The organism is Streptomyces sp. NPDC059080, assembly GCF_042739975.1.
Classification (GTDB): domain Bacteria; phylum Actinomycetota; class Actinomycetes; order Streptomycetales; family Streptomycetaceae; genus Streptomyces; species Streptomyces benahoarensis.
The window spans coordinates 136,897-161,687 of the sequence record NZ_JBHYGX010000001.1 but is presented as its reverse complement, the minus strand read 5'-3'; the positions used below and the strand labels follow the sequence as shown (position 1 = coordinate 161,687).

The 24,791-nt window shown below is 73.4% G+C and carries 12 protein-coding genes (1 of these 12 running past the window's edge); 6 read left to right on the top strand and 6 right to left on the bottom strand.

The window, feature by feature from the left end:
• Nucleotides 1-21: 21 nt before the first annotated feature.
• From ACFWWQ_RS00265 to ACFWWQ_RS00250, 4 genes are all read right to left on the bottom strand, one after another.
• On the bottom strand, nt 22-660 hold the full coding sequence (locus ACFWWQ_RS00265) for an MBL fold metallo-hydrolase (protein ID WP_384587584.1): 639 nt from the start codon (nt 658-660) through the stop codon (nt 22-24).
• A gap of 37 nt (nt 661-697) precedes the next feature.
• Nucleotides 698-1,975 carry a 3-oxoadipate enol-lactonase gene (gene pcaD / locus ACFWWQ_RS00260; RefSeq protein ID WP_384587581.1) on the bottom strand — a complete coding sequence of 426 codons (1,278 nt, stop codon included), beginning with the start codon at nt 1,973-1,975 and terminating at the stop codon, nt 698-700.
• A 235-nt stretch (nt 1,976-2,210) separates the two neighbouring features.
• Nucleotides 2,211-2,906 (bottom strand): hypothetical protein, encoded by a 696-nt coding sequence (locus ACFWWQ_RS00255; protein ID WP_384587578.1) that lies wholly within the window; start codon nt 2,904-2,906, stop codon nt 2,211-2,213.
• A 78-nt stretch (nt 2,907-2,984) separates the two neighbouring features.
• Nucleotides 2,985-4,058: a BTAD domain-containing putative transcriptional regulator gene (locus ACFWWQ_RS00250; RefSeq protein WP_384587575.1), complete on the bottom strand. Its 1,074-nt coding sequence runs from the start codon at nt 4,056-4,058 to the stop codon at nt 2,985-2,987.
• Nucleotides 4,059-4,252: 194 nt separating this feature from the next.
• On the opposite strand from ACFWWQ_RS00250, the gene ACFWWQ_RS00245 reads away from it, so the two are divergent.
• Nucleotides 4,253-6,700, top strand: coding sequence for a helix-turn-helix domain-containing protein (locus ACFWWQ_RS00245; protein WP_384587572.1), 2,448 nt, complete (start codon nt 4,253-4,255; stop codon nt 6,698-6,700).
• 217 nt (nt 6,701-6,917) lie between these two features.
• Nucleotides 6,918-8,207 (top strand): PP2C family protein-serine/threonine phosphatase, encoded by a 1,290-nt coding sequence (locus ACFWWQ_RS00240; RefSeq protein ID WP_384588137.1) that lies wholly within the window; start codon nt 6,918-6,920, stop codon nt 8,205-8,207.
• Here ACFWWQ_RS00240 and ACFWWQ_RS00235 read toward each other — a convergent pair.
• Nucleotides 8,182-8,805, bottom strand: coding sequence for a response regulator transcription factor (locus ACFWWQ_RS00235; protein ID WP_384587569.1), 624 nt, complete (start codon nt 8,803-8,805; stop codon nt 8,182-8,184). The two genes, ACFWWQ_RS00240 and ACFWWQ_RS00235, sit on opposite strands and share 26 nt — an antisense overlap.
• 407 nt (nt 8,806-9,212) lie before the next feature.
• Between ACFWWQ_RS00235 and ACFWWQ_RS00230 the strand changes: the two genes are divergently transcribed.
• Nucleotides 9,213-10,277 (top strand): hypothetical protein, encoded by a 1,065-nt coding sequence (locus ACFWWQ_RS00230; protein WP_384587566.1) that lies wholly within the window; start codon nt 9,213-9,215, stop codon nt 10,275-10,277.
• Between the two features lie 159 nt (nt 10,278-10,436).
• Here the strand turns inward: ACFWWQ_RS00230 and ACFWWQ_RS00225 are convergent, their stop codons facing one another.
• Nucleotides 10,437-11,111, bottom strand: a complete 675-nt coding sequence (locus ACFWWQ_RS00225) for a hypothetical protein (RefSeq protein WP_384587564.1) — start codon at nt 11,109-11,111, stop codon at nt 10,437-10,439.
• Between the two features lie 184 nt (nt 11,112-11,295).
• Here ACFWWQ_RS00225 and ACFWWQ_RS00220 point away from each other — a divergent pair, with 184 nt between their 5' ends.
• From ACFWWQ_RS00220 to ACFWWQ_RS00210, 3 genes are all read left to right on the top strand, one after another.
• Entirely contained in the window at nt 11,296-11,607 is a 312-nt protein-coding gene (locus tag ACFWWQ_RS00220; protein WP_143939703.1) for a WXG100 family type VII secretion target, read from the top strand.
• 167 nt (nt 11,608-11,774) lie between these two features.
• A complete protein-coding gene (locus ACFWWQ_RS00215; RefSeq protein WP_384587560.1) occupies nt 11,775-12,275 on the top strand; it encodes a WXG100 family type VII secretion target in 501 nt (166 codons plus the stop codon).
• Nucleotides 12,276-12,436: 161 nt separating this feature from the next.
• Nucleotides 12,437-24,791, top strand: partial view of a protein-glutamine glutaminase family protein gene (locus ACFWWQ_RS00210; protein WP_384587557.1) — the beginning only. The gene runs 49,043 nt beyond the window's last position; only the first 12,355 of its 61,398 coding nucleotides appear in the window; its start codon is at nt 12,437-12,439; its stop codon lies off the right edge, out of view.

Genomic DNA, 24,791 nt, shown 5'->3' with positions numbered 1-24,791 from the left:
ACTGACAACGGCCGCGGAGCGTCAGAGCGGCCCGGTGGCGGTGCCGGGCGCCAGGCGGCCGTGGTCGGTGGCGGTGAGATTGCCGATCAGGCCGTCGTAGATCGGCCGGGCGTGGTCGCGCAGCAGGCTGTCGTGGATGTCGACGGCCCGGCGGGGCGCGACCGCGCGGACGTAGTCGATGACCTCGGACACCTTGTTCCAGGGCGCGTGCACCGGCAGCAGCAGCGTGTCGACCTGCCGCCCCTCGGGCACGGTGAGCGCGTCACCGGGGTGGAAGACCGTGCCGTCGATCAGATAGCCGACGTTGGTGATGCGCGGGAGGTCGGGGTGGATGACGGCGTGCAGCTGGCCGTGGACCTCGATGTCGAAACCGGCGGCGGTGAAGGTGTCGCCCTCGCCGACGGTGTGCACCCGGCCCGGGAACGCCGCCGACAGCTGCTCGGCGACGGCGGCCAGCGTCCAGATCTCGGCGGCCGGATTGGCCTCCAGGCCCGCGCGCAGCCGCCCCTCGTCGAAGTGGTCGGCGTGCTCGTGCGTCACCAGCAGGGCGTCGGCCCCTACGGCCGCGTCCTCCTCGCTGAACACCCCGGGATCGATGACGAGCGCCCGCCCGTCCTTCTCCAGCCGGACACAGGAATGGGTCTTCTTCGTCAGTTCCATGACGCCATCCTGCCGCCCCGGCCCGGCCGCGCCCGGCTCAGCCCTCCGGCGTGGTCTCCTCGCGGATCACCCGCTGCGCGACGGTGAAGGCGGCGTGCGCCGCGGGGATACCGCAGTAGACGGCGGTGTGCAGCAGGATGTCCTTGATCTCGGTGGGCGTCAGGCCGTTGCGGAGCGCGGCGCGGGTGTGCGCGGCGATGTCGCCGTGGTGGCCCCCCGCGACCAGCGCGGTGAGCGTGATGATGCTGCGGGTGCGCCGGTCCAGGCCCGGCCGCGTCCAGGTCTCACCCCACTCGTAGCGGGTCACCAGGTCCTGGAACTCCCCGGAGAACGCGTCGGTGGCCTCCTCGACCGCGTCGACATGGGCGTCGCCCAGCACCTCGCGGCGGACCTTCGCGCCGCGCTCGTACGCGCTGCCGCGGACCGCCTCCGGCTGGGCCAGCCCCGCCTCGATGGCGGCGGGCGCGGCCTGCGCGGCCGCCGCCAGCTGCGGTTTGGGCGCCGCCGTGCCGATCGCCGGCTGCCCGCCCGCGGACGGCTTGTCGTGCCAGGCGGTGCTGAAGTGCCGGATGAGGAGTTCGGTGATGGCCGCGGGCTGTTCGACCGGGGCGAGGTGGGAGGTGCCGGGCACCAGCGCCAGGCTCGCGTCCGGGATACCGGCGACCAGGCTGCGGGCGTCGGTGGTCGGCGTGGTCTGGTCCTCCGACCCGGCGACGACGAGCGTCGGCACGCCCACTCTGCCCAGCGACGATCTGACGTCGAACGAGGCCAGCGCCTCACAGGCGGCGATGTAGCAGCCCGGGTCGGTGGTCCGCACCATCTGCACGGCCCATTCGACGATGGCGGGCTGAGCGGAGGCGAACCCCGGGGTGAACCAGCGCTCGGGCGCGGTCCGCGCGATCGGGTCGAGGCCGTTGGTACGGATGACGACGCCGCGCTGACGCCAGGAGTCGGCGGTGCCGTACCGCGGTGACGAGGAGACCAGCGCGAGCGAGGTGACGCGCTGCGGGCGGGTGAGCGCCAGCTGCGTACCGATGGCGCCGCCGAGGGAGCAGCCGCCGTAGCCGAAACGGTCCACGCCGAGCGCGTCGAGGGTGGCGGCGACCCGGTCGGCCAGCTCGGCGACCGAGGACGCGGGGTAGGCGGGCGAACCACCGTGACCAGGCAAATCAAAGCGGATGACCCGCCACTGACGGGTCAGCTCCGGGATCTGCCTGTCCCACATGTGCCATGTTGTCCCCAACGAAGCGCCCAGGACGAGGACGGGGGCGTCGGCGGGGCCGTCGATGCGGTGCTGCAGGGTCTTCTCGCTCACCCGGCCACGCTACCCAGCGCTGACGCGATCCTGACACCCGGGTCAGGAACTCTGTGACGGAAACGGTGCACTCCGCCCCGGCTCGGACACGGTGCACTCCGCCCCGGCTCGGACGAGGGGGCCGACGCCACCGCCCCCGCAACCCACGGACGCGGCAATCAAGAGGTGCACCACCACGGACAGGAATACCGGTCTCCGTCGGATCGTCGCCTGCGGTGGGTTGCGTGGGGCCGGGTCAGCCGTCGCCGGTGGTGGTGGCCAGGTGTGCGGCGAGGGCGTGGAGGACGAACGGGGACGGGAGTCCGGACGCCAGCACCTGCCACCGTCCGGCGACGCGGACGGCGACGGCGCCGTTCACGCTCGCGACGCGTTGGACCCGGTCCCATCGCAGGGACGTGGTGCCGCGGCCGATGCCGTCCGCGGTGAGCCATACGGGGCCGAAGGTGAGCCGTCCTCCCCCGGCCAGTGTGGCCAGGGCGCGCGGTACCTGGGCGCCGGTGACGGCGCGGCGGATCTCGCGGGCCCATGCCTCCGGGTCGCCGAAGTCGGCGGCGTGCAGGAGGACTTGGCCGCCGTCGATGTCGCGGAGGACGTGGACGAGGGTGATGCCCTGCGGGGAGAGGGCACCGTGGCGGCGCACCACGGTCGTGTCGTAGCGGATGGCGTGGATCCGACCGTGGGTGGCGACCGTCATCCCGTGGTCGTAGAAGTCCAGCCGCGGGGCCGCCTCCTCGACCGGCGCGCCGGGGCTCCGCAGACGGCGTACACGCGTCGCGAGAGCCCGGCGCAGGGAGCGGCGTGGCGCCGTGCGGGGTGCGGGGCCGGGCGGGGCGGCCCGGTAGGTGGCGCGGCGCCGGCCGAGGCGGGCGCGGCTGCCGGCCGCGGAGACGCGGGCGAGTTGCAGCTCCTCGGCACGGTCGGAGCCGGTCATGCGGCACCCGCCCGGCCGCTGCCGGTCACGGCACCCACCCTTTCGTGGCCGGTCATGCGGCTCTCCCTCCGCGGCCGGTCACGCGGCACCCGCCCGGTCGCCGCCGGTGCCCGTGCCGTCGCCGCGCAGGACCGACCACCGGGCGCGCAGCAGCAGTTCGCCCGGCGGCACCCGCAGGTCGTCGGCGAGGTGGCGGGCGGTGCGGTCGAAGACGGCCAGGGCCTCGGCCCGGCGGCCGCCGTGGCGCAGGGCGCGCATCAGGAGGGCGGCGACCGGTTCGTTGAGTGGTTCCTGCGAGGCCAGCGCGGTGAGTGCGGCGACCGCGTCGGGGACCCGGCCGAGGCGCAGCAGCCAGTCGGCGCGCTGCTGCGCCAGGGTGACCCGGCGTTCGGCGAACCGCATCCGTTCCGTCTCGGCCAGCGGACCGGGGAGCCCGGCCAGCGGCTCACCGCGGAACAGCTCCAGCGACCGGGAGCAGCGCCGTACCGCCTCGTGCAGTTCCCCGGCGCGGGCGGCTGCCGCGGCGGCGGTGGCCTCGTCCTCCATGCACGCCACGTCCACCTCGACCACGCCGCGGGCCAGCGCGTAGCCGTACCGGTCGCGGCGGATCACCGAGTCCGGGCACTCCCCGAGCCGCAGGGGTTTGCGCAGCCGGTAGACGTAGACCGGTACGACGTTCGCGTCCGGTGACTCCAGTCCCCAGACGTCGTCCAGCAGCTCCCGTCGGCTGACCGGCCGGCCCGGTTTCAGGGCCAGCGCCGCGAGGACGGCCTGCTGGCGGACCGGGCCGACGTCGACGGGGCGCCCGGCGAGGTGCACCCGCAACGGTCCGAGCAGGGAGATCCGCAGCCGCGGTCCGGGCGCCGTGTCCGGGAGGGCGGCCTCCGGTGCCGTCCGGTGTCTGCGGGGGCCGAGTCCGGGGACGACGAGGCCACGGTCGAAGGCGTGGACGATGGCGGCGGCACGGTTGCGCAGTCCCAGTTTCCGCAGGATGCCCTCCAGTTGTGCGGCCACCGCGGGGACGGGCAGGCCGAGGGCGTCGGCGATCTCGGCGTCGTCCAGGCCGCAGCCGAGCCCGTGGAGCACCTCGCGTTCCCGGGCGGTGAGGGGCGTGATGTCCGGGCGTCCGTGGGTGGTGGTCGTCGTCGGCATGGTGGTTTCCCCGTTCCGTGGCGCGGTCGTCGGGCGTCTGCGGGCACGCGCGTCGCCGGTGTTCACGGTGGCCCGGTGGAGGAACCGTGGACAGGACACCGAGGCGGCCATATGTGGCCGGTGGCCGCGCTACAGTCCTCGACCTGCGAAGAGACGTCGTCCCAAGACGTCATCCCACGGGGAGGGGCCGTCAGTTGGCCGGTGCGTTCGGCGAGGTGCTGCGGCGGCTGCGGAGCCGTACGGGGCTGACCCAGGAGGAGTTGGCGGAGCGCTCCGGGGTGAGCGCCCGCACCATCCGCGGCCTGGAGACCGGCAGCCGCGCCAACCCGCGGATGACCACGGTCCAGGAGCTGGCCCGTGCGCTGCCGCTCGGGCCCGACGAGCGCGCGGAGTTACAGCGCGCGGCGGTGGGCGGCGAGAGGGGCGGCGCTCGCGAGGACGGGGCCGCGGAGCGGGCGGCGGACGCGGAGAAGGCGGCGCCGCAGGGGGCGCACGCCGCGTGGGAGGCGCGGGACGCGGGCGCGGGCGCGCCCCCAGTCCCGGGCGCGCCCCCAGACCCAGGTGCGGCCCCAGACCCGGGCGCGCCCCCGGACGCGAACGCGGCCCCAGGTGCGGGCGCGGCGCGGGTGGCGCCGGCTGCCGCGGACGCCACGGCGGACGCCGCCGAGCAACTGGCGACGGCCGTGGCCGCCCGCTGGCGCCGTGAGGAGGAGCAGCGGCAGATCCAGGACCCCTTCCCCCTGCCGGTCCGGTGGCGGGCCGCCCCCGAGGAGCTGGCCGATCACTGGGCCAACATCCGCCGCCTCCCGCCCGGTGCCGCGGCCGGGCCGCTGGAGACGGACGGGCAGCTGGACGGCATCGCGGCGCTGTACCGGCGGCTGCCGTCCGGGCGGCTGGTCGTGCTGGGGCGGTCCGGTTCGGGCAAGACGGTGCTGGCGCTCCGGTTCGTCCTGGACCATCTCGCGTCGCGCACCGCCGAGGAGCCGGTGCCGGTGATCTTCAGCATCGGCGCATGGAACCCGACGGCCGTCACCCTGCGGGACTGGCTCGCCGACCGGCTGACCCGCGACCATCCCGGCTACGCCGCCCAGGGGCCCGGCGGAACGACGCTGGCGGCGGCGCTGGTCGAGTCCGGGCGCGTCCTGCCCGTGCTGGACGGATTCGACGAGATGGCCGCCGGGCTACGCCGCCCCGCGCTGGAAGCCCTCAACGCCACCACCCTTCCGCTGCTGCTCACCAGCCGCCCCGCCGAGTACGCCGCCGCGGTCGCCGAGACCGACGTCCTCACCTCCGCCGCGGCGGTCGCCCTCACCGGCCTCACCCTCGACGACCTGGCCGCCTATCTGCCCCGTACGACCCGTAAGCCCTGCCGTGCGCGGCCCGCCGCGAACGCCTGGGAGCCGGTGCTGGCCGCCCTGCGCGAGCGGCCCGCGTCGCCGCTCGCCACCGTCCTGACCAGCCCGCTGATGGTCGCGCTCGCCCGCGCCGTCTACAGCGACACCCCGGACCACGATCCGGCCGAGCTCCTGGACGGCGAGCGTTTCGGCGGTCCGGAGGCGCTGGAGGACCACCTCCTGGAGAGCTTTCTGCCCACCGTCTACCGCCATCCGCTGCCGTCGGCACCGGGCGCCCGGCCCCGCCGCACCTTCGCCCCTGACCGCGCCCGGCACTGGCTGGGCCACCTCGCCCACCACCTCAACCGGCTGGAGACCCCCGACCTGGCGTGGTGGCGGCTGGGCGGCGGGCTGCGGCGCGGCCCCCGTACCGCGGTCACCGCGCTCGTGACGGGCCTGGCCATCGGCGTCGCCGACGCCGCCCTGGCCACCGCCGTCGGCGCCCCGTACCCGCTGGCGGACGGGGCGTTCGTGGGACTCCTGGCCGGGCTGATGTTCGGGCTCGTGTACTGGCTCATGTTCGCGGCCCGGGACGTTCCGGTGGCGCCGTCCGCCATGCGGCTGCGCCTCGGCGGCGGAGGGGCCCGCCGCGGCACGGCCGGTCCCCGGCTGATCGTCGGGACGCTGGGCGGGGCGGTCTTCGGCTGCGGCTACGGGCTGGTGGTCGGCCTGATGCACCACCGCTTCCGCTGGCCGGACGGGCTGCGGTACGGGACCGTCGACGGGATCTTCTACGGGCTGGTCTTCGGCGTCGCCGCCGGGCTGAGCTTCTGCCTGCTGGGCCTGGTGGAAAGCCCCCTCGACCTGCGCTCCGCCGCCCATCCGCGGGGCCTGCTGCGCACCCACCGCTCGACGGTGCTGGCCCGGCTCGCCGTCTGGGCGCCCGCCTTCGGGGCGCTGGTCGGAGGCGGTGCCGCGGCGGCGGTCCCGCTGCTGCGCGGCGCGCTGGGTCCGCTGGTGTGGAGCCCCGCCGCCGGGCTCGTCCTCGGCACGCTCAGCGGGGTCGGCGGCGCCCTGGGGTACGCGCTCGCCCTGACCGCCTGGGGCCAGTGGCTCGTCCTCGGGCGGCTCTGGCTGCCGCTGACGGGCCGTCTGCCGTGGGCCGTCGTCGCCTTCCTCGACGACGCCTACCGGCGCGGTGTGCTGCGTCAGGCGGGCGCGGTCTACCAGTTCCGCCATGCCCGCCTCCAGCATCACCTGGCGCAGGTCCACCGCGAGACGTCCGGCCGACGGGGCGCGCGGGAGTGACGCGTCGGCGCGGGGCCGCACCGGGTCCCGTTACCCCGGACGGTGCACAGCCCGCCCCCCACACCAGGCGCGATGCAGCCGATATGTGCTCTTATGGGATGGTCTGTATTTCGAGGTGAGCGCGTCCTTCGCGCGTTCCGGCGGCGGTGAACAAGGGGCAGGCGTGGCGCAGGACCGGGAGGAGACAACGCCTGACGAGCCGGACGACGTCCCGTACATGTCGCTGCTCAACCTGCCGCTCAGCGCGGACCTGGACCGCATCGGCGAGCAGATGCACGATCTGGCGCGCGCCCAGCGCAGCTTCCAGGCGTTGCTCGAAGCCGTCGTCGGCATCAGCGGCGAACTGGAACTGTCGGCCGTGCTGCGGCGGATCGTACGCACCTCGATGGAGCTGGTCGGCGCCCGCTACGGCGCCATGGGCATCCTGGACGACACCGGCGAGCAGCTCGCCGGGTTCATCCCGCTCGGCCTCACCCCGCAGGAGAAGGCCGGCCTCGCCGGGGTGGAACTGCCCCGGGGCCGTGGCCTGCTGGGCCGTCTCATCCGCCATCCGCGGCCCCTGCGGGTGGACAACATCGCCGCCCACCCGGATTCCGCCGGTCTCCCGCCCGGGCACCCGCCGATCCGCTCCCTGCTCGGCGTCGCGATCGCGGTACGCGGCCGGTTCTACGGCAACCTCTATCTGTCCGACCGGACGGACGGGAAGCCGTTCGACCGGCACGACGAGGGCGTGATCCTGGCGCTCGCGGGGACGGCCGGGGTGGCGATCGAGAACGCGCGCCTGTACGACCAGGTCCGCAACAGCGCCGAGCGGTTCCAGCGGCTGCTGCTGCCTCAGCTGTTGGACCTCCGGCCGTTCGAGGCGGGCGCCCTCTACCGTCCGGCCCGTACGCCCGGTCAGCTGGGCGGCGACTGGTACGACGCGGTGAAGCTCTCCGACAACTCGTGCATCGCCGTCATCGGCGATGTCGTCGGCCACGACCTCGAAGCCGCGGCGGCCATGTCCCAGACCCGCAGCATGCTGCGGGCACTGACGTTCGACGGCCGCATCCCGCCGAGCGCAGCCCTGACGCAGCTGGACCGCATCATGCATCTGACCGGTGGCCGGCTCACCACGGCGTGCGTGGCCCGTCTCGACCCCGTCGACCGGGGCTGGATGCTGCGGTGGAGCAGCGCCGGACATCCGCCGCCCCTGGTGGTGCTGCCGGACGGCGCCACCCACTACCTCGAAGCGGAGCCCGGGCTGCCGCTCCGGGTGGACGTCACCCTGCCCCGGCCCGACCACTCCCGCGCGCTGCCGCCGGGCAGCACGGTCATCCTCTACACCGACGGACTGGTCGAACGCCGCGACGAAACCCTGACCCAGGGGATGCGCGCACTGGCGGCACTCGCCCGCCACCACGCCCGGGAACCCGTCGACCAGCTGTGCCGCACCCTCGCCGACCACCATCCCGGCGACGGCCTCGACGACATGGCGGCGCTCATCCTGCGTACGCCCGGCCCGTGAGCTGTCTGCCGGGCGCCCGTCCCGGCGTGGCCAGCGGCGCCATGGCGCTCGCGCCGAGCACCGCATGAGGGTCGCGCAACAGCCCCAACTCGATGGCGGTGCGGGTGAGGTCGGCCTTGTTGCCGACGTTGAGCTTGGCCCGGATGCGCTTGACGTACGTACTGACCGTGGCCTCGGACAGGCCCATCCGGCGGCCTATCTGGCCGTGCGTCAATCCCTCGGCGAGCAGGCGCAGGGCCTCCAGTTCGCGGCGGGCGAGCGACCGCGGCTCGATGCCGCCGGGCTGCTCCAGCTCGCTCCGCAGCCGGGGCACGAGCGTGGCGGAGAGGTGGAAGCCGCCGGTGACGACGGTGCCGACGGCGCGCAGCAGCTCCTCGTCGTCCACCTGGTCGGTGACGCAGCCCAGCACCCCGGCGCGGACGGCGCCCAGCAGGCGGTAGGGCTGGACGAAGCCCGATATCAGGAGCACCGGGGCGCAGGCGACGAGGCGGTCGAGGGTCCGCGCCGGTGATTCCGTCCCCGTGTGGTCGTAGGCGGGCGGGCTGTAGAGGATGGCGTCGGGGGCGTCGGCTCCCGGGGCGAGCGGGAGGTCCTGCACGCGCTCGACCGAGGCGACCACCTCAAGCCACGAAGCCCGGGAAAGTGCCCTTTCCAGACCGTACCGGACGAGATTCTGGCGCTCGACAATGACAATGCGCGCACAACTAGACATGCGTATTCCTGTCGTCAGATCAACGCGTCGTTCCCCGATCCCCCGAACGGCAGACTAGCGGAGGAACGAGGCGATGCACCCCAACGTACCGCACCGATCGGTGTACCCCGGATCGACGCTGAGACGGAACGGAACGGCAATGTTCCGCCGGGGCATCACACAATCGCTCCGCGCGGCCCCGGAAGGCAAACCGTTCGAGGTGATTCGATTTTCTCCCGGAGACCTTTTCCGATTGCCGGTGAGCGGTATTCTGCCGCCTGTCCCTTACGGCAAGACAATTGGAGAGTACGTACGTGGCTGACCAGGAAAAGTCCCCGCAGCCCGCTGCCGAGGCGTCGGGGCGTCTGCCGGAGGAGGACCGGCACGGCTTCGTCTCCGCGTTCGTGGGAGGCGTCCGCTCCGAGGGCGAGCAGGGCAGGCCCGGCAAGCGTCTGGTGGCGATCGGCATCGCGGTCGTCGCCGCGCTGAGCCTGGGTGCCCTCGCCATCGGCGCGCTCAACAGCCCGGGCGACAAGAAGAACCAGGCAACCGACAAGGTCGCCCCGGCGGGCGCCACCGCCAAGGCCGACCACCACGAGAAGGGCCGGGAGTCTCCCGCCGGCGGCGCCGGGACCGGCGGCACCATCGGCGGAACCATCGGCGGCATCGGCGGCGGCACCAGCGGCGGCTCGGGCAGCCAGGACCTCACCCCGGACGGGCAGCAGCACATACCCGCGCCGAAAACCCCGGACACGACGGGCTCCTCGCACACCCCGCCGAGCCCGAAGGCCAGCGCCACCGCCAGGAGCGGCGCCAGCACGGCCCGGACCCGCAGCGTCGCCCCGGCGTTCACCGCGCTCGCCGGGTACGGCTGCCCGTCCAGCCCCACCGCGGGGTTCTGGATGAAGGACCCCAACTTCAACCTGAAGGAGGACGGCTGGGTCAAGTCCGGCACCGGCGGCTACACGGGCTCCGGCTGCACCGGCCGGTATGTCTCCCTGCCGATGTCGGGGTCGTCGACGAAGTACGACGCGTCGCAGTACGTGCTGTGGAAGTTCAACTACACCGCCAAGATCAAGGGCGCTGCGACCTGCCGATTGGCGGTGTACATCCCGAACAACCCGAAGATCCTCTACGTCGGCGGGCACCCCGCCAAGTACGCGATCTACGACTCCGACCGCAGCGGCGGCACCCCCGCCGCCGCATTCGACATCGACCAGGTCAACAGCCGCGGAAAGTGGCTGTCGCCCGGGACGTTCAAGGTCCGCAGCGGTCATGTGACGCTGCGGATGTTCAACACCGGGGTCGACCACACGGCGGCGACGCAGCATGCGCACGACGTCGCCGCGCCGGTCCAGCTGAGCTGCGCGCCCGCGTGACCGGGCGGTCGGGCACCGGTTCGCGGTGACGGACATGGGCGGGGCGCCGTACGGCGCGCCCGCCCGTGAACGGTCCGCGAACCGGACGGGCCGGGCCCCTGACCGCTCCGCGAGGAGTCGGCAGGGACCCGGCCCGTTGGTACCGGTAAGCCTGTGTGCTCAGCCGTCCACGATCGGCTTTCCGGTCGGCTCGGGGAAGGCGGAGGAGTGGTCGGCGTGGGCGTAGTAGGTGCCCGCGCGGTCCATCAGGACCATGTACCGGCCGACCAGTTCGATGGAGTTGGCGCACTCCATCAGCACGTTCTTCATGCTGGGGTACATCACCGGGCCGAACTTCTCGGCCGCCTGCCGCACGCCCGGGTCCTCCTTGATGATGGGGCCGGTGTCGGGTTCGAAGAACGTCGGCTCGTGCGGGTTGCGCCTGTCCACGTACTGGTTCGGGCGCGGCTTGGGAATGTTGTCCTTGTAGGTCGCCTGCTCGCCGAAGACGGTGTGCGAGGCGTCGGCGGCGAGGACGAGCGTCTTGAGGTTCTCGTACTGCGTGACCAGGTCGGAGGAGGAGGTCCGCAGGAGTTCCATGCTGTCGGCGAGGCCACCGATGTTGACGGTGAGGGCCGGGTGGGTCGGCGCCTTGGTCACCGTCTTCTCGCCACCGCCGCCCTCGGTCTTCGGCATCTCGGTGGTGATCGTCTCGGGGGTCAGCCAGAGCATCGAGAGGGTGGGCGGGACCACTCCGGCGGGGGGCGGCGCGCCGTCGCCCGACGTGTCCGAACCGTCGCCATCGGTTTTGATGGGCGTCCGGTGGGGACCGTACCGGGAGTCTTTCGGTTCCACTGCCACAATTGCCCTTCCGCCATGATCATCCCGGGTGGAAGCCGGTACCGTCCATCCCATCCAATGCGGGTGCGCAACGGACAGGTCCCCGTTCGGTGACACCCTCATTGCCCCTGATCAGTGACGTGACCGGCGTCGAAAGAGGGACCTGCATCGGAGTCATCCATGCACTTAAAGTCACCGTGTGGCCTCTCGCAGCTTCACCCTCAACGAGTTCCGGATCGAGCTGGACCGGCTCCACGACACCATCGGCACTGTGGGCGGATGCACCGCCGCCATCGAGGCGGACATCGCCGCCGTGAAGGAAGCCTTCCGGCTCGCCGAGGCCGTCTGGCAGTCCCCGTCCAGCGCGACCTTCTCCGGTCTCCAGCGTGAGTTCAGCGACCACATGGACACGCTGGTCACACTGTTGCACGAGATGAAGCGGCGGATGAAGGCGGCGTACGACATGTACCACGAGGTCGAGACCAAGAACACGAAGAACTTCCACAAGTAGCGCCAGGGATGCCGTCCGGTCCGCGTGGGCCCGGACGGCACCCCCCACGCGGAGGGCGTCCGCCGTACCCCGGTCGTACGGCGGACGTCGGCGTCCGGTACATCCCTCAGGGAGCCTTCCTGCCCGTTGGTGCGGTGGCGCTCCCGCGTACGGCCCCAGGAGCAGCGGTGAGCCCCAGCAACGACCCTCAGCCCCAGCCCGAGATCCCGGTCATCTACGGCCAGGTCGGTGGCGCGCACGCCTACATCAGCGTCGACGGCGAGGCGCTGCGCACGTACGGGGAGCAGATCGGCGGGCCCGACGGCGCGGGCGGGCTCGTCTCGGACCTCGGTGACGAGGTATCCAAGATCTTCAAGTCGCTCACCGACCTCCAGCTCGGCTGGGCGGGCCAGACCCAGGAGGAGGCCGCGGTCTTCTTCCAGCGCCTCGACGCCTGCATGACGAGCCTCTTCGGCAAGGGCGGCGACACCCAGAGCCAGGCGAACAGCGTGCTGGCGCGGGTCGCCTTCTCGCTGACGCTGGCGGGCAACAATTACCTCTCCGCGGAGGAGGCGGCCTACCAGGAGTTCGGTAGCTTCGCCTCCCAGCTCCTCTCCTGGGGAGGCGGCGGGGGAAACCCGGAGAACGTCACCGACAGCACGAAGTCCGCAATCGGCGAAACATTCTGACCGCCGTAAATTCCGCACCACCCGGCTTTTCCCCGCCGACGCTCCGCTTGCGTTTTTCTTGCGTTTCGCTGACGTCTCGCTGATATTTCCAGCTCGCGCCTTCCCCGGGCCCGGCTAACCTCCTTTTTCTTTCCCTCTCTCCCCATCAAGGTGATGTCGCCATGTACGAGCCCGATCCGACCATTGCCGACGAGATCTACACCCTTGGCAACGCGTGGATCGACTTCGGCGACCAGATGTGGGAAAAGATGTGCGCCATGGATGACTCCATCCAGGGCGTCCAGTGGTCCGGTGATGCCCGCGAGATCGCCGTCGTCTGGGCCTGGGGCCCGCTGCGGTACAAGCTCTCGTCCGCCGCCAGCCACGCCTGGGACGTCGGCAACGCGATCAACGCGTACGGGGACTTCATCAAGGACGTGCAGGCCAAGGAGTTGCACGCGGCGAAGATGGAGGCGATCAAGCTCATGCTCGTCACCCTGCTGCCGCTGCTCGCCGTCGTGGCCCTGGCGGTGCTGCTGCCGCTGGGCACGATCCTTGCGGCGCTCACTTCGGTGCTGGAAGCCATGGGCGTGGTGATGGAGGGCATGGCGGTCGCCGCCGCCTACGCCGGTGCCGTCGCGATCGATGTGATCCTCAACATCGTGGTGCAGATCGGCGCCGACATGGGCGCGCAGGCGCTCGCGGCCGCCGTCACCCACACCGACATGCCGGACTTCGGCAGCAAGGAGTGGTGGAAGCACGAGGCCCTGAACATCGGTCTCGCGGGCGGGGCCAGCCTTCTCGCTCCGGGCCTGAAGGGGCTCGGCGCGCTGCGGCGAGGGCTGGGCGATCTGGCGCGCGGCCCGAAGCTGACGGCGCCGAAGTTCGACCCGAAGGTCGAGGCGCCGCCGATGGGAGGCGGCAAGGGCGCGGCCGGGATCGACGTGCCGAAGGGGTCGTTCTCCCCGCCGCCGGGCATCGGCAACATCGACAGCCACCTCGTCAACAAGCTGCCGGACGGGCCGGGCGGCGCCCTCCCGAGCCGCGGCAACATCGCTCCCCCGAAGACGGACACGGTTCACCCCGGCGGGCTGCCCCAGACCAAGATCCCGGGGAACATCGATCCTCATCTGTCGGTGGGTCCGCCGCGCGGGACCAAGGGGAACCCCACGCCCCACGACGTGATGCCCCCGACGAACAGCGCTCGCCCCCAGGCAGAGCTGTCGCACCAGCCGAAGGCCGATCTCGGCGGGGCCCCCACCTCGCACCCGAACCCGTCGACGGTCGAGGCACCCGGCGCGGCCGGTGCGCCGGGCAAGGGTGCGCAGCACGTCGGGCACGAGGGCCTGCAGAAGGTCCCGGGCACGAAGGCGTCGCTGGAGCCCACCCCGCCCGGCCGCAACCCCGCGGCCGACGCCCCGCACGCCAAGGCCGACACCCCGCCCGCCTCGGTCCATGACGGCCGCGGTGCCGATCTCGCCCCTCACCCCGGCGCGAAGAACCAGGACATCAACGGGAACACCGGCGGCACGAAGAGCCAAGACGTCAACGGGAACACCGGCGGCACGAAGAACCAGGACCTCACCGGGAACACCGGCGGCACGAAGAACCAGGACCTCACCGGGAACACCGGCGGCACGAAGAACCAGGACGCCATCGCGCCCGGGATGAAGGACGGCAAGTCCGGTGCGGAGGCCGGCAAGCCGCAGCACACCGCCAAGACCGAGCCCAACCCGGCGGCCACCGAGGGCAAGGGCACGACGGACAGGTCCGCGTCGGCGACGCACGCCGGGGAGAAGCCGTCGGTCGAGAACAAGCCGTCCGGCACGGAGAACAAGGCCGGCGAGCCCAAGACCGTCACCGAGCACAAGGCCGGCGAGCCCAAGACGGTCACGGAGAACAAGGCCGTCACCGAGAACAGGGCGGTCACGGAGAACAAGTCCCCCGCCACCACCAAGTCCGCCGCGGAAGGCCGGAACACCGGGGACCGGACCGCCACCGGCCCGTCGAAGGAACTGCCGAGCAAGGACGTACCGACCAAGGAGAGCGGTCAGCCGAAGACCGCCAAGAACGACGCCGCGCCCACGTCCGAGACGAAGGCGCCCGCCGAGAGCCCGAAGGACACCTCGGCGTCCTCCGGCGGCAAGGGCGACAAGGGCCATGACGCCGCGGCCGAGGGCACGCGCTCCGGCGAGCACGTTGTCTCGCGTACCGCGGACGACGCCGTCCACCCCGGCCCCGGCCCGAAGGACCCCCTGCACGCGGGCAGTGGGGCCGCCGAGGGCGCGGCGGGCCGGGTCGAGCAGTCCGGTGCCGCCGCCGCGAAGGAGGCGAACGCCGCCAAGACGAAGGCGTGGGCCACCGAGAGCGACACCCTGAAGAAGAACACCGCCGAGAAGCTGGCCACCGCCGAACGCGGCCAGAAGCTCGCCTCGGACGAGCACTTCACCGAAGGCGGCCGGAAGCTCCAGGAGAAGTTCACGGAGACCACCGGCTCGTCCAAGGCGCTCCGGTCGCTGGACGACGCCGAACGGCAGACGGTGTTCGACGGGCTGGTGGGCGACGCCCGCGCCAAGTTCGACGACCTCTTCGGGCCGTTCCGTGAGGGTCGCGACGTCCGTCCCGGCGATCTCGCCAAGGCCGAGCAGCAGTGGCAGAAGGAGCTGGACAAGCTCGGCGACACCATCCGGGGCCGCGCCCAACTCCACAAGCTCCAGGTGAAGTTGGACGGTCAGATCGAGACGAAGATCGCCGAGGCGCGCAAGCAGTGGCGCGCCGAGGGCCATGAGTCCGACCTCATCGAGCGGTCCGCCAAGGAGTACGAGGAGAGCCTGGGCCACGCCGCGGACGCCACGTACGGCGAGCTGAAGTCGAAGCCGCACTGGCAGGTGAGCAACAAGGGCCAGCGGTTCGGCCAGATGGCCGACAGCATGCGCAAGGGGCTGCCCGAGCGGCTGGGCCGGGAGACCGAGTTCCGGGGCGCGGTCGACAAGCACGTCGACGCCTGGCAGGAGTTCGGGGCCGGGCTGAACAAGGAGGAGACCGCCGCGCTGCACGACCGCTACGCGCACGGCGGGCGGCAGGCGTTCCGCGATCTGGTGGACGAGGAGGCCGCGAAGCTGCTCGCCACCAAGCAGCGCATGCGGCCATTCGCCCAGCTCAGCGCCAAGGAGCAGCAGCTCGCCCACGACCTCGCGGTCAAGAAGTGGCCGATGCGGGAAGAGGGGCTGATCAAGCGGCTGGACGCCGAGATCCAGGCCGGTAAGGACCTCCGGCGGTTCGTCGACGATCTGCCGACCCGCCTCGACAAGGACCTCGCGAACCGGCCCGGCGCCTCGTCCACGAAGGGGGAGCTGGCCGACAGCGTCCATGCCTCGCTGCGGCGGGACGCCGAGAAGCTCCTCGACGACCTGCACGGCAAGCCGATGGAGGCCGGCGCCCGGGACATCGAGAAGTTCACGCAGGACGGGCTGTCGAAGCTCAACCGGAGCCTGGACGAGCGGTTCCGCTTCGAGAACGGCGTCCACGAGCGGTGGAACAGCCATGAGCGCCCCGCCGGTGACCTCGGCTCGCACGGCGAGCAGGTGCGCAGCTGGCAGAACGACCTGCGGCACCGCGCCGTCACCGACGTCCGCGAGGGCCTGGGCACCGACTACTCCCCCACCCATGTCGACGACGCGCTGACGAAGCTGGACGCGAACCTCGCCGAGATCGGCAAGGCGACGCCGGAGCTGCGGGCGGGCGCCGAGCGGCTGCCCGAGGCGACCGCCGACGCGAGGGCCGCGTGGGACGACATGGCAGCCGGGCACCGGGAGTTGCACTCGTCCACCGCGGACCGCATGTGGGCGGAGTTCCACCACGACTGGGTGTCGGGGCACGGGAAGGTCTGGTCGGACGGCCGGATGGACGGCGTCCGCTGGCACACCCCCGAGCGGGCGCCCGACGCCGCGCACGACGCCGCCCGGGCGGCCGAGCACCGGGCGGCCCGGGACCAGCTCCTCGACCACTACGAGACCCTCGTCGACATCGCCGGGACACGGGATCAGCACCTGGCGCAGCTGGCCGACGACGTACGGCACGCCGCCCGGGAGTGGCAGCCGCCGCACCAGCGGTTCGAGGGCGCGGCCCACACCGCCGAGCAGGCCGCCGAAGCCGCCAAGAACGCGGCCGGGTCGGCACGGCAGGCGGCCACGGCCGCGAAGGAGGCCGCCGAGGCCCTGGAGCGGGTCGCCGGGAAGGGCGGCCGGGGCGGTGCGGTCCCCCCGAAGTCCCTCACGGCCGAGGAGCGGGCCGCCGCACACGGCAGGGAGACCTCAGCCCCCGGCGAGGAGCTGCACGGGGACGTCGCCAAGGTCCAGGAGACCCGGGCCGCGGCCCGTACCGCCGATGATGCCGCGGCCGCGGCGCGGGACGCCGGCGCCCGGGCCACGGACGCCGCCGCGAGCGCCAAGGCGGCGACCGAGCGGATCCAGCAGGGCGGCAAGAGCGGCGCTGCGCGCACCGCGGACGAACTGGCCGCCGCCCGGGAGGCCGCCGCGCAGGCCCGCGAGGCCGCCGAAGCGGCGGAGAAGGCCGCCACGCAGGCCCTGGACGCCGCCGGCGGCGCGGGCGACGCCGCGGCCGCGGCCCGGCGTGCCGCGCACGCGGCGGAGGAGTCGGGGGCGCACCACTTCCGCGACCTGATCGGCCGCGACACGGCGTACGCGCCCGGCGACGCCGACATCAAGGCGGTGCTGGACGACGCCGCCACCGAGCTGCGCGGCCGGTTCGACAAGCTCACCGAGCTGCCCGAATCGGGCCTGGTGAAGAGCACCGACCGCGAGGGGCTGCACGACTCCTGGTCCCAGTACCACCAGAAGGTCATCGACGAGCTGCCCACCCGCTTCGACCGGCGCTACCGCGACGGCGACTGGTCCCCGACCGCCGACAAGGCCGTCGACGATCTGCTGGCCACCCCGGAGTTCCGCAAGGACCCGCTGCCCGACGACCTCGTCCGCCACGTCAAGGACCGGTACGCCGACGACCTGGCGGCGGCGCGGAAGCCGGGGGCGGACGGCGGCGACGCGGTCGGCACCGTCCGCGACCGGCTCGAATTCGCCCGCCGCGCGGAGCGGCAGGTCGACGACCTGATGAAGCGGTACGACCTCGGCAGCGGTGCGGACCGCGCCGGGCGGGACGCCGTCCGCGACGAGTGGCGGGCCACCGCCCGCGGCCGGCTGCTGGACACCTACCGCGACGCGCGGGGGCTGCACGCCGCGGGCGTGGAGGCGCGCGAGGCGTCCGACCTGGTGCTGAACGGTGCCGCCCGGAAGCTGGAGGAGCAGCTGCACATAGAGCGGCAGCTGCCGGGGCTGCGGAACAAGCTGTCCGATGCGGCGCTCCGGCACGACGTGGACCAGGCGGTCGTCGATGCGGCCGCGCGGAGCCTGGAGAAGGACCTCAGGGCCGCGGTGGACGACGCGTTCGACACGTTCCACGCGGGCAGCAAGGCCGATCCGCACGCCGCCGGACGCGCGGCGGGCCACGGCCGGAACGCCATGGCGGCGATGACGGGCGAGCGCGGGCTCGCCGGGCGGCTGCGGTTCCACGAGGAGCTGGACGCCCACGTCCGCGACCTGCACGCGCGGGCCGACGGCGAGTCGCTGATGCACGACCCGGTGAGCGTCGAGCGGATACGCGACAAGCTCGCCGCGGAGCTGGAGCGGGTCGCCGACAAGCACCTGGGCGGCGCCCGGACCGGCCGGTCGCCGCTGGCGGGCGGCGACCGCGACCCGCGCTTCCAGCAGTGGCGCGAGGACTCCCGGGCCGTGGTGGACCGCTTCGCCGCCGAGGCGGAGATCGATGAGGCCCGGCAGTTCGCCACCCGGGAGGCGGGCGAGGTCTTCGAGGGACAGTTCGGCGACGGTCTGCTGCACCACACCCCGGCGGACGGCAAGTGGTCCGGCGGCGACGATGTGGCCTCCTCCTTCCGGCGCGACTGGGTCGCTCTGGAGGACCACTTCCGTCATCCCGGTGCCACCGATCTCAAGAACTGGCTGGAGGTCGAGCGGAACGGCGCCGACGACTTCCAGAGGGGGCTGGACGGGGCGCGGGGACAGCGGCAGTCCGTGCCGAAGGGGCCCGCGACTTCCGGTACTCGGGACTCCGCGCCCTCCGGCGGCCGGGACTCGGCGGGTTCCCCCGTCGACACGGAGGTACCGCAGAACTCCCGTCCGGACGCCCCGAAGAACTCCGGCAAGGACCTGACCGGGGAGCACCCGGCGACCGGCCGGGACCAGACCCGCACACCCGAGCACACCGCGCAGGACGGCCCCCGGGCACAGCAGCAGGTCACCGAGGCCCGGCCCCAGGAGCAGGCTCCCGGGAACCGCACGGGGGACCGTACGAAGGAGCAGCTGACCGAGGAGCGGTCCGCGCAGGTCACGAAGGAGCGGTCCGAGCAGGTCACCGAGGGGCGGTCCGCGCAGGGTCCCGGCCGCACCCGTGAGCAGCTGCCCGAGGGGCCGAAGGGCGTCCACGAGGCGACGCCGTCCCGTACGGCCGGGGCGCAGGGCTCCGGGCACTCCGCCGGACAGACGGTTCTTCAGGAACCCTCCCTGATGCGGCAGCCGGCGTCGGACCGGGCGGATGAGCTGCGCCAGCGGTCGTGGGCGTACCACGACTCGCACCTCGGCACCGACGGCCCGCACCGCGATTTCGACGCCACGCGGCAGGCCGCCCGTCTCCGGGAGGAGTTCGGCGGCCACTTCGCCCGGGGCGTCGAGGACGGACTCACCGACTCCGCGGCCGCTGACGCCGCCGCGCGCACGGTCGGCCCCGCGTACCGGCAGGCCCGGGCCGACTGGGCGGAGCGGGAGGGGCTGCGGCAGGAGTTCCGCGCGGCGCTCCGGCAGGGCCCCCTCACGTCCCGGACCGGTCCGGTCGACGGCCTGACGGCGGAGAAGGATCTCAGCCGTCACCAGCCGCACTGGGACGAGAAGGTCTGGACGTGGTACGACGCCAAGCTCGCGGGGCTGGAGCAGGAGTACGTCGAGGCGCGCACCGAGCGGACCGCGGACGGCCACGAGTGGGACCGGTCCGTCCGCGCCGCGGCGCAGCGGCTGACCGCCGTCGCCGCGCCGATGGCGCATCTCATCGGCCGGTTCTCGGAGTACAGCCACTCCTACGACTTCGCGCCCCACACCGAATGGAGCGCGGAGACCACCCGCTGGTTCGAGGCCGAACGGCACCTCCACCGCGCGCAGGCGATCGAGTCCCTGGAGCGCACCCCCGGTGCGTCGGCCGAGGTCAAGAAGGCGTACGCGGAGCGGATGGCCGTGCTGCGGCGCGGCGCCGAGCTGCGGGAGAACCCGGACCTGCTCGCCGACGCGTCCGCCCCCGCCACGCCCGTCCCGACGCATGCGGCGCCCGATGACTGGCGGACGGCGGTCATGCACGCCGCCGAGCATCAACTCCGGGCCGGATACGGCGAGTTGCTTGCCCAGGAGAACGAGGACGCCGCGCACCGGCAGCAGGTGCGCGAGAGCGTCGAGGAGTGGGCGCGGGACGGCGGCCGGCCGCTGTCGCCGCAGCAGGCGGAGCGGCTGGCCGAGGAGGCGTCCCGCATCCATGAGGACGGCGCCGCCCCGGAGGAGCTGCGGGATTCCGTCCAGGGCCGGATGACCCTGGACGCCGCGCGCGAGACCGCCCACGCACGGGGCCGTGCCGCCTTCGACCGCGCCGTGCGGTCCTGGAGCCGGGCGCTGCTCGCCCCCGGCGCCGCGTCCCCCGCCTTCGCGCTCGACGAGGAGCTGATCGCGCGGGTCGCGGAGGAGGAGTGGGAGCTGTTCGCGCAGCGGCTCGACGTCCACGTCCGGGCGACGTTCGCCTCCCCCGCGGACGCCCAGGGCACCCGTCTGTCCGCGAACGTGCGGGCCGGGGTGCAGCAGTTGCGGCGCCTCCTCGGCGAACTCCCCGACGACCTGGACCTGCGGGCGCTGCGGGTGTCGGAACTCCGGCGCGCGGAGCAGGAGTTCGACGACGCCGTCCGTGTCTTCACCGACCACCCGGCCGAGGAGCAGCGCACGCTGCTCGCGTCGTTCGGGGCGCAGGACACCACCCTCTCGCAGCCCGGGCTCGACGCCCTGCGCGAGCGGCACCTCACCGAGGTGAACACGGCGTTCTCCCGGCATCTGCGGCCGGACACCGTCGCGGCGGCACGCGGGGAGAGCCCCGAGGCGCTGGCGCGGTGGCAGCAGGTGTACGAGGCGACGGTGGCGGAGCTGCCGGCGCGGCTGACGCGCCAGGCCGCCCGCGAAGCGGTTTTGTCGCGTGCGCTCCAGGACGTCGCGGACGCCACCGCGCCGCTGGCCGAGAACGCGGACGCGGGGGCGTTCCTGCGGCACTTCCCCGCCCTGGCGCCCGCGCAGGCGCTCGCCGCCGCCGTCGCGTCGGTGCAGCACGCCACCGCGAGCGCGGTGAACGCCGCGTTCGACCAGGCCGTCGCCGATACCCAGGCCCTCTCCGGCTGGGAGGCCACGTACGCCGGGCTGGCCGGCGCCGATGTGGTCCACCCCCGGCTCGTGGCGGTCGCCGCCAAGGTGTCGGCGCTCTCCGGGGCCACGGCGGCGTTCGCGCAGGCGCTCACGGAATGGCGGGCCGCGAACCCCGGGCTCACGCTGTCCGACGAGGCGGTCGAACGGGCCGCGGCCGGTTTCCGCGAGCGCGCGGCGGCCGACTTCGACGCGTCCTTCGCCGGGGCGCACTCCGGACTCACGGAGCTGACCGGCGGCCTCATGGACTGGCGGCTGCGGTTCGCGCAGCTGGAGGAAACCCTCCCCGCCCACCTCCACTTCGAGGCCGAGGTCCCGGCCGTGCTGCGCGCCGCCGACACGGCGTTCGACGCCCTCGCCGGCCACCACACGCTCGACGAGACCACCCGCACCCGTCTCAGGGAGCGGTTCACCGACGACCTCATGACCGCCTACCTGCGGGTCTGGGCCCCGTACGACCTCGCGACGTCCTGGTCCCCCGACACCGCGGCCTCCGGCCCGGTGCCCGCCACGCAGTCCGGCTCCCCTTCCCTGATCGGCTTCGCGCCCGGGAAGGCGGCGTTCCACGAGGACGGGACCGCCCTGCACGAGGAGTTCCGCACCGCGCCCGACACGGCGCAGGACGCGGCCGTCCCGCACGCGGTGCCGCTGGTGTCCGGCCTGGCACGGCCGCTGACCCGGTCCCAGGCCGCCCAGGAGGAGCTGGCTGCGGCCGCGGACGCGGTACGGCAGGCCCGGTCGGAGCGGTCCGCGGAGCAGCAGGCGGCGCCCGAACACGCCACGTTCGAGGAGTTGTCGGCGCAGGCGGAGCAGCGCTTCACCACGGCGCGGGCGGAGTGGCAGGCGGCGCTGACCGCCGAGGCCGCCGCCGCGCTGCCGGCGCTCCGGGGCGACGCCGAGGAAACCGCGGCGGAGCTGCGCCAGGCGTCCACGGCACGTCAGGAGGCGCTCGGCGGCCTCGCGGCGGCCCACCAGGCGCACCGGCAGGCGCAGGTCGTGCTGTGGAGCAGGGTGTATGCGTACGCCGAGCTGTTGCGGGCCGGGCAGAGCACGCAGCCGCGCGCGACGGACGAGGCGCCGGCCACGGACGCGCAGCAGCAGAATCCGGCCGATGCCGATCCGGAGAAGGCGAAGGTGCGCCTGGCACAGGCGCAGACGGCCGAGCGGGAGGCGGCGACGCGGCTGGAGGAAGCCGGTCAGGACGCGCAGCGGGCCCACCGGACCTGGGCCGCGGCCCAGGAGAAGTCGGCAGCGGCACAGCAGCTGCTGGACGCCGCGACGCGGCGCACCGGTCTGTCCCCCGAGCCCGTGAACGCCCCGGCCACGCCGGTGATCGGTGAGTGGCTGCTCACGCCCGGCGCGGCGTCGCTCACGCAGTTCCCGACGACGGCCCCCACGGAGACGACGCACCGCCCGGTGACGGCAGTTCAGGTGCCGCTCGCCGTGGTGGAGGACGCGCTGGAGAGCGCCGGGGACCATGTCGCCGCCGCGCTCGACACGGACGAGGCGTACGCACGAGCGCAGTCGGACGTCGAGGCACGGCTGCGGGAGTACGACGCACTCGTCCGGACCGACCGGCAGGCCCGGCGCGGGACGCAGCCCGCGGACCAGGCCGCCCTGGACGAACTCGACGCGGACCTCACCGGGGCACGCACCCGGCTCGACGCGGCCGCGGCGGTCCTGCGGGACGCGTGGATGCGCCGGGACCAGGCGCAGCGGGCGGCGTTCGCCCACCTCACCACGGCGAAGGGGACCCTTGCGGTCGGCGCCCTGTCACCGCAGGCCGACGACTCGATCTACGCCCAGATCTTCGACGGCGCCGTCTCGTACGACGAACCCCAACAGCAGCCCGTCGACTCGATCTACGCCCAGATCTTCGACGGCGCCGTCTCGTACGACGAGCCCCAGCAGCAGCCCGTCCAGCTGCCCCAGGGCGTCGTTCCGGCTCCGGCGCAGGCCCTCGGCGCGGGGGCTCTCGTCCCTCTCGCCGGCCAGCAGTTCATCGCCGACTTCGTCGGTCACCTGAACGCGCCGGTCATCGACGTGCAGGCGCTGCACGCGCTGGTGGCCGGTCACGCCCTGCCCGCCGACGGCTTCGCCCGCGACGACTTCGACCGCGCGTTCCACCGTGTGACCGGCTCCACGGTCCCCGCCGGCCTCGCCTTCGTCGTGGGGAACCGCTCGCTCACCCCGGCGGACGCCCTACGGATCCTTGAGCACCTCTACGGACCGGTGGAACCGGACGCTCCGTGGAAACTCGATCTGCGCCACGTCGCCGAGGGCGTTCCGCTCTCGAAGCTGCCACAGGTCGAGGCGTACGCGCTGCGGCTCTCCCTCCTCCTGATCAGCGGTCTCGCTCCCCAGGCCCTGCGTATGGTCCAGGGGCTGGGCCGGGACCTGCGCAAGGTCTGGTCCGTCGAGGACGCCTACGAGAAGCTGGACGGGCGCGGCCTGCGGGACGCCCTGACCCTCGCCGGGCGCAGCACCAGTGACCCCCGGCTGTTCCAGCGAGGACTCGCCGAGACGTTCGGCGACGTCACCCGCTCGACGCCCGTCTCCGAGACGGTGGCGCAGCATTGGTACGAGCGGTTGACCACGCTGGAGTACCAGCATCCGCAGCACGGGGCGCGCCCCCTGCCCCACCGGCACCCGGAGGATGGGTGCTACCTCCGCGCGCACATGATCACGATGCAGCTCCGGCAATGGAACACGCACGTCCGCAAGCTCATGGCCGTCCGCACCGGCCCGCGACTGACCATCGCGTCCGCGCACGCCGAGGGCGCCGCCGCACAGCTCGGCACCCTGCCCGTGGAATGGGGCTACCACATCGCCGCGGCGATCCCTGTCCAGGACGCGGCAGGCGGGACCACGCTGAGGGTGCTGGACCCCGCCCTGGAGCTCGGGCCGCTGACCGTCGATGAATGGCTGAAGGCCATCGGAGTCGATCCGCAGAATCCGACGTTGGAGCGGCTCACCGGCTCGATCGCCGAGGTGAGGGCTCATGTCGGCGAGCACATCTACGAGTACCCCGACAAGTGGGTGCGGATCGACGAGCTGGACGCCCCCGCCCCTGGCCGCACCCTCGTGGTGGAAACCGAGGCACACGCCTACGACTACGGGGACATCACGCCGGGCACCGAGGCGATGCGCTCGCTGCGGGGAGCGGACGAGTTCCACCGGCATGACGGTGTGGGCACGCTCGAACGCCACACGGTCCAGCACATCCAGCGCACCCGCCTGCACCAGGTCCGGCAAGGCATCCAGCGACACCTCAACGGCGGCGACGCGCCGTCACCGCAGTGGGCCGCAGAGACCTACACCGCCCTGACCAACGACCGCCTGCTGCCCGGGAACAGCCCGCTGGCGCAGGAGCTCCGCAGGCTGCTGCCGGCCGGACACCCCGCCGCCCTCCGGAGCGACGTTCTCGCTCCGGCGCAGGCCCTCGGCGCGGGGACTCCCCTCTCCCTCGCCGAGCAGCAGTTCATCGTCAACTTCCGCAATCGCCTGGCCGCGCCGGTCGTCGACGTGCAGGCGCTGCACGCGCTGGTGGCCGGTCACGCCCGGCCCGCCGACGGCTTCGCCCGCGACGACTTCGACCGCGCGTTCCACCGTGTGACCGGCTCCACGGTCCCCGCCGGCCTCGCCTTCGTCGTGGGGAACCGCTCGCTCACCCCGGCGGACGCCCTACGGATCCTTGAGCACCTCTACGGACCGACGGCGCAGGACGGTCTGTGGGACATCGATCTGCGCCACGTCGCCGAGGGCGTTCCGCTCCCGAAGACGCCGCAGGTCGAGGCGTACGCGCTGCGGCTCTCCCTCCTGCTGACCGACGGCCACGCTGCCCAGGCCGTGGACATGGTCCGGGGGCTGGGCCGGGACCTGCGCAAGATCTGGTCCGTCGAGGACGCCTACCAGAAGCTCGACAGGCGCGGCCTGCGGCACGCCCTCGCCCTCGCCGGGCGGCGCACCAGCGAGTCTCCGCAGCTCCAGCACCAGATCGGCGAGG

Bases quoted from the DNA above. Each gene is read 5' to 3' on its own strand.
- ACFWWQ_RS00240 (WP_384588137.1), top strand. From the start codon at position 6,918: ATGTCGCTGCTCAACCTGCCGCTCAGCGCGGACCTGGACCGCATCGGC.
- ACFWWQ_RS00265 (WP_384587584.1), bottom strand. From the start codon at position 660: ATGGAACTGACGAAGAAGACCCATTCCTGTGTCCGGCTGGAGAAGGAC.
- ACFWWQ_RS00250 (WP_384587575.1), bottom strand. From the start codon at position 4,058: ATGCCGACGACGACCACCACCCACGGACGCCCGGACATCACGCCCCTC.
- ACFWWQ_RS00255 (WP_384587578.1), bottom strand. From the start codon at position 2,906: ATGACCGGCTCCGACCGTGCCGAGGAGCTGCAACTCGCCCGCGTCTCC.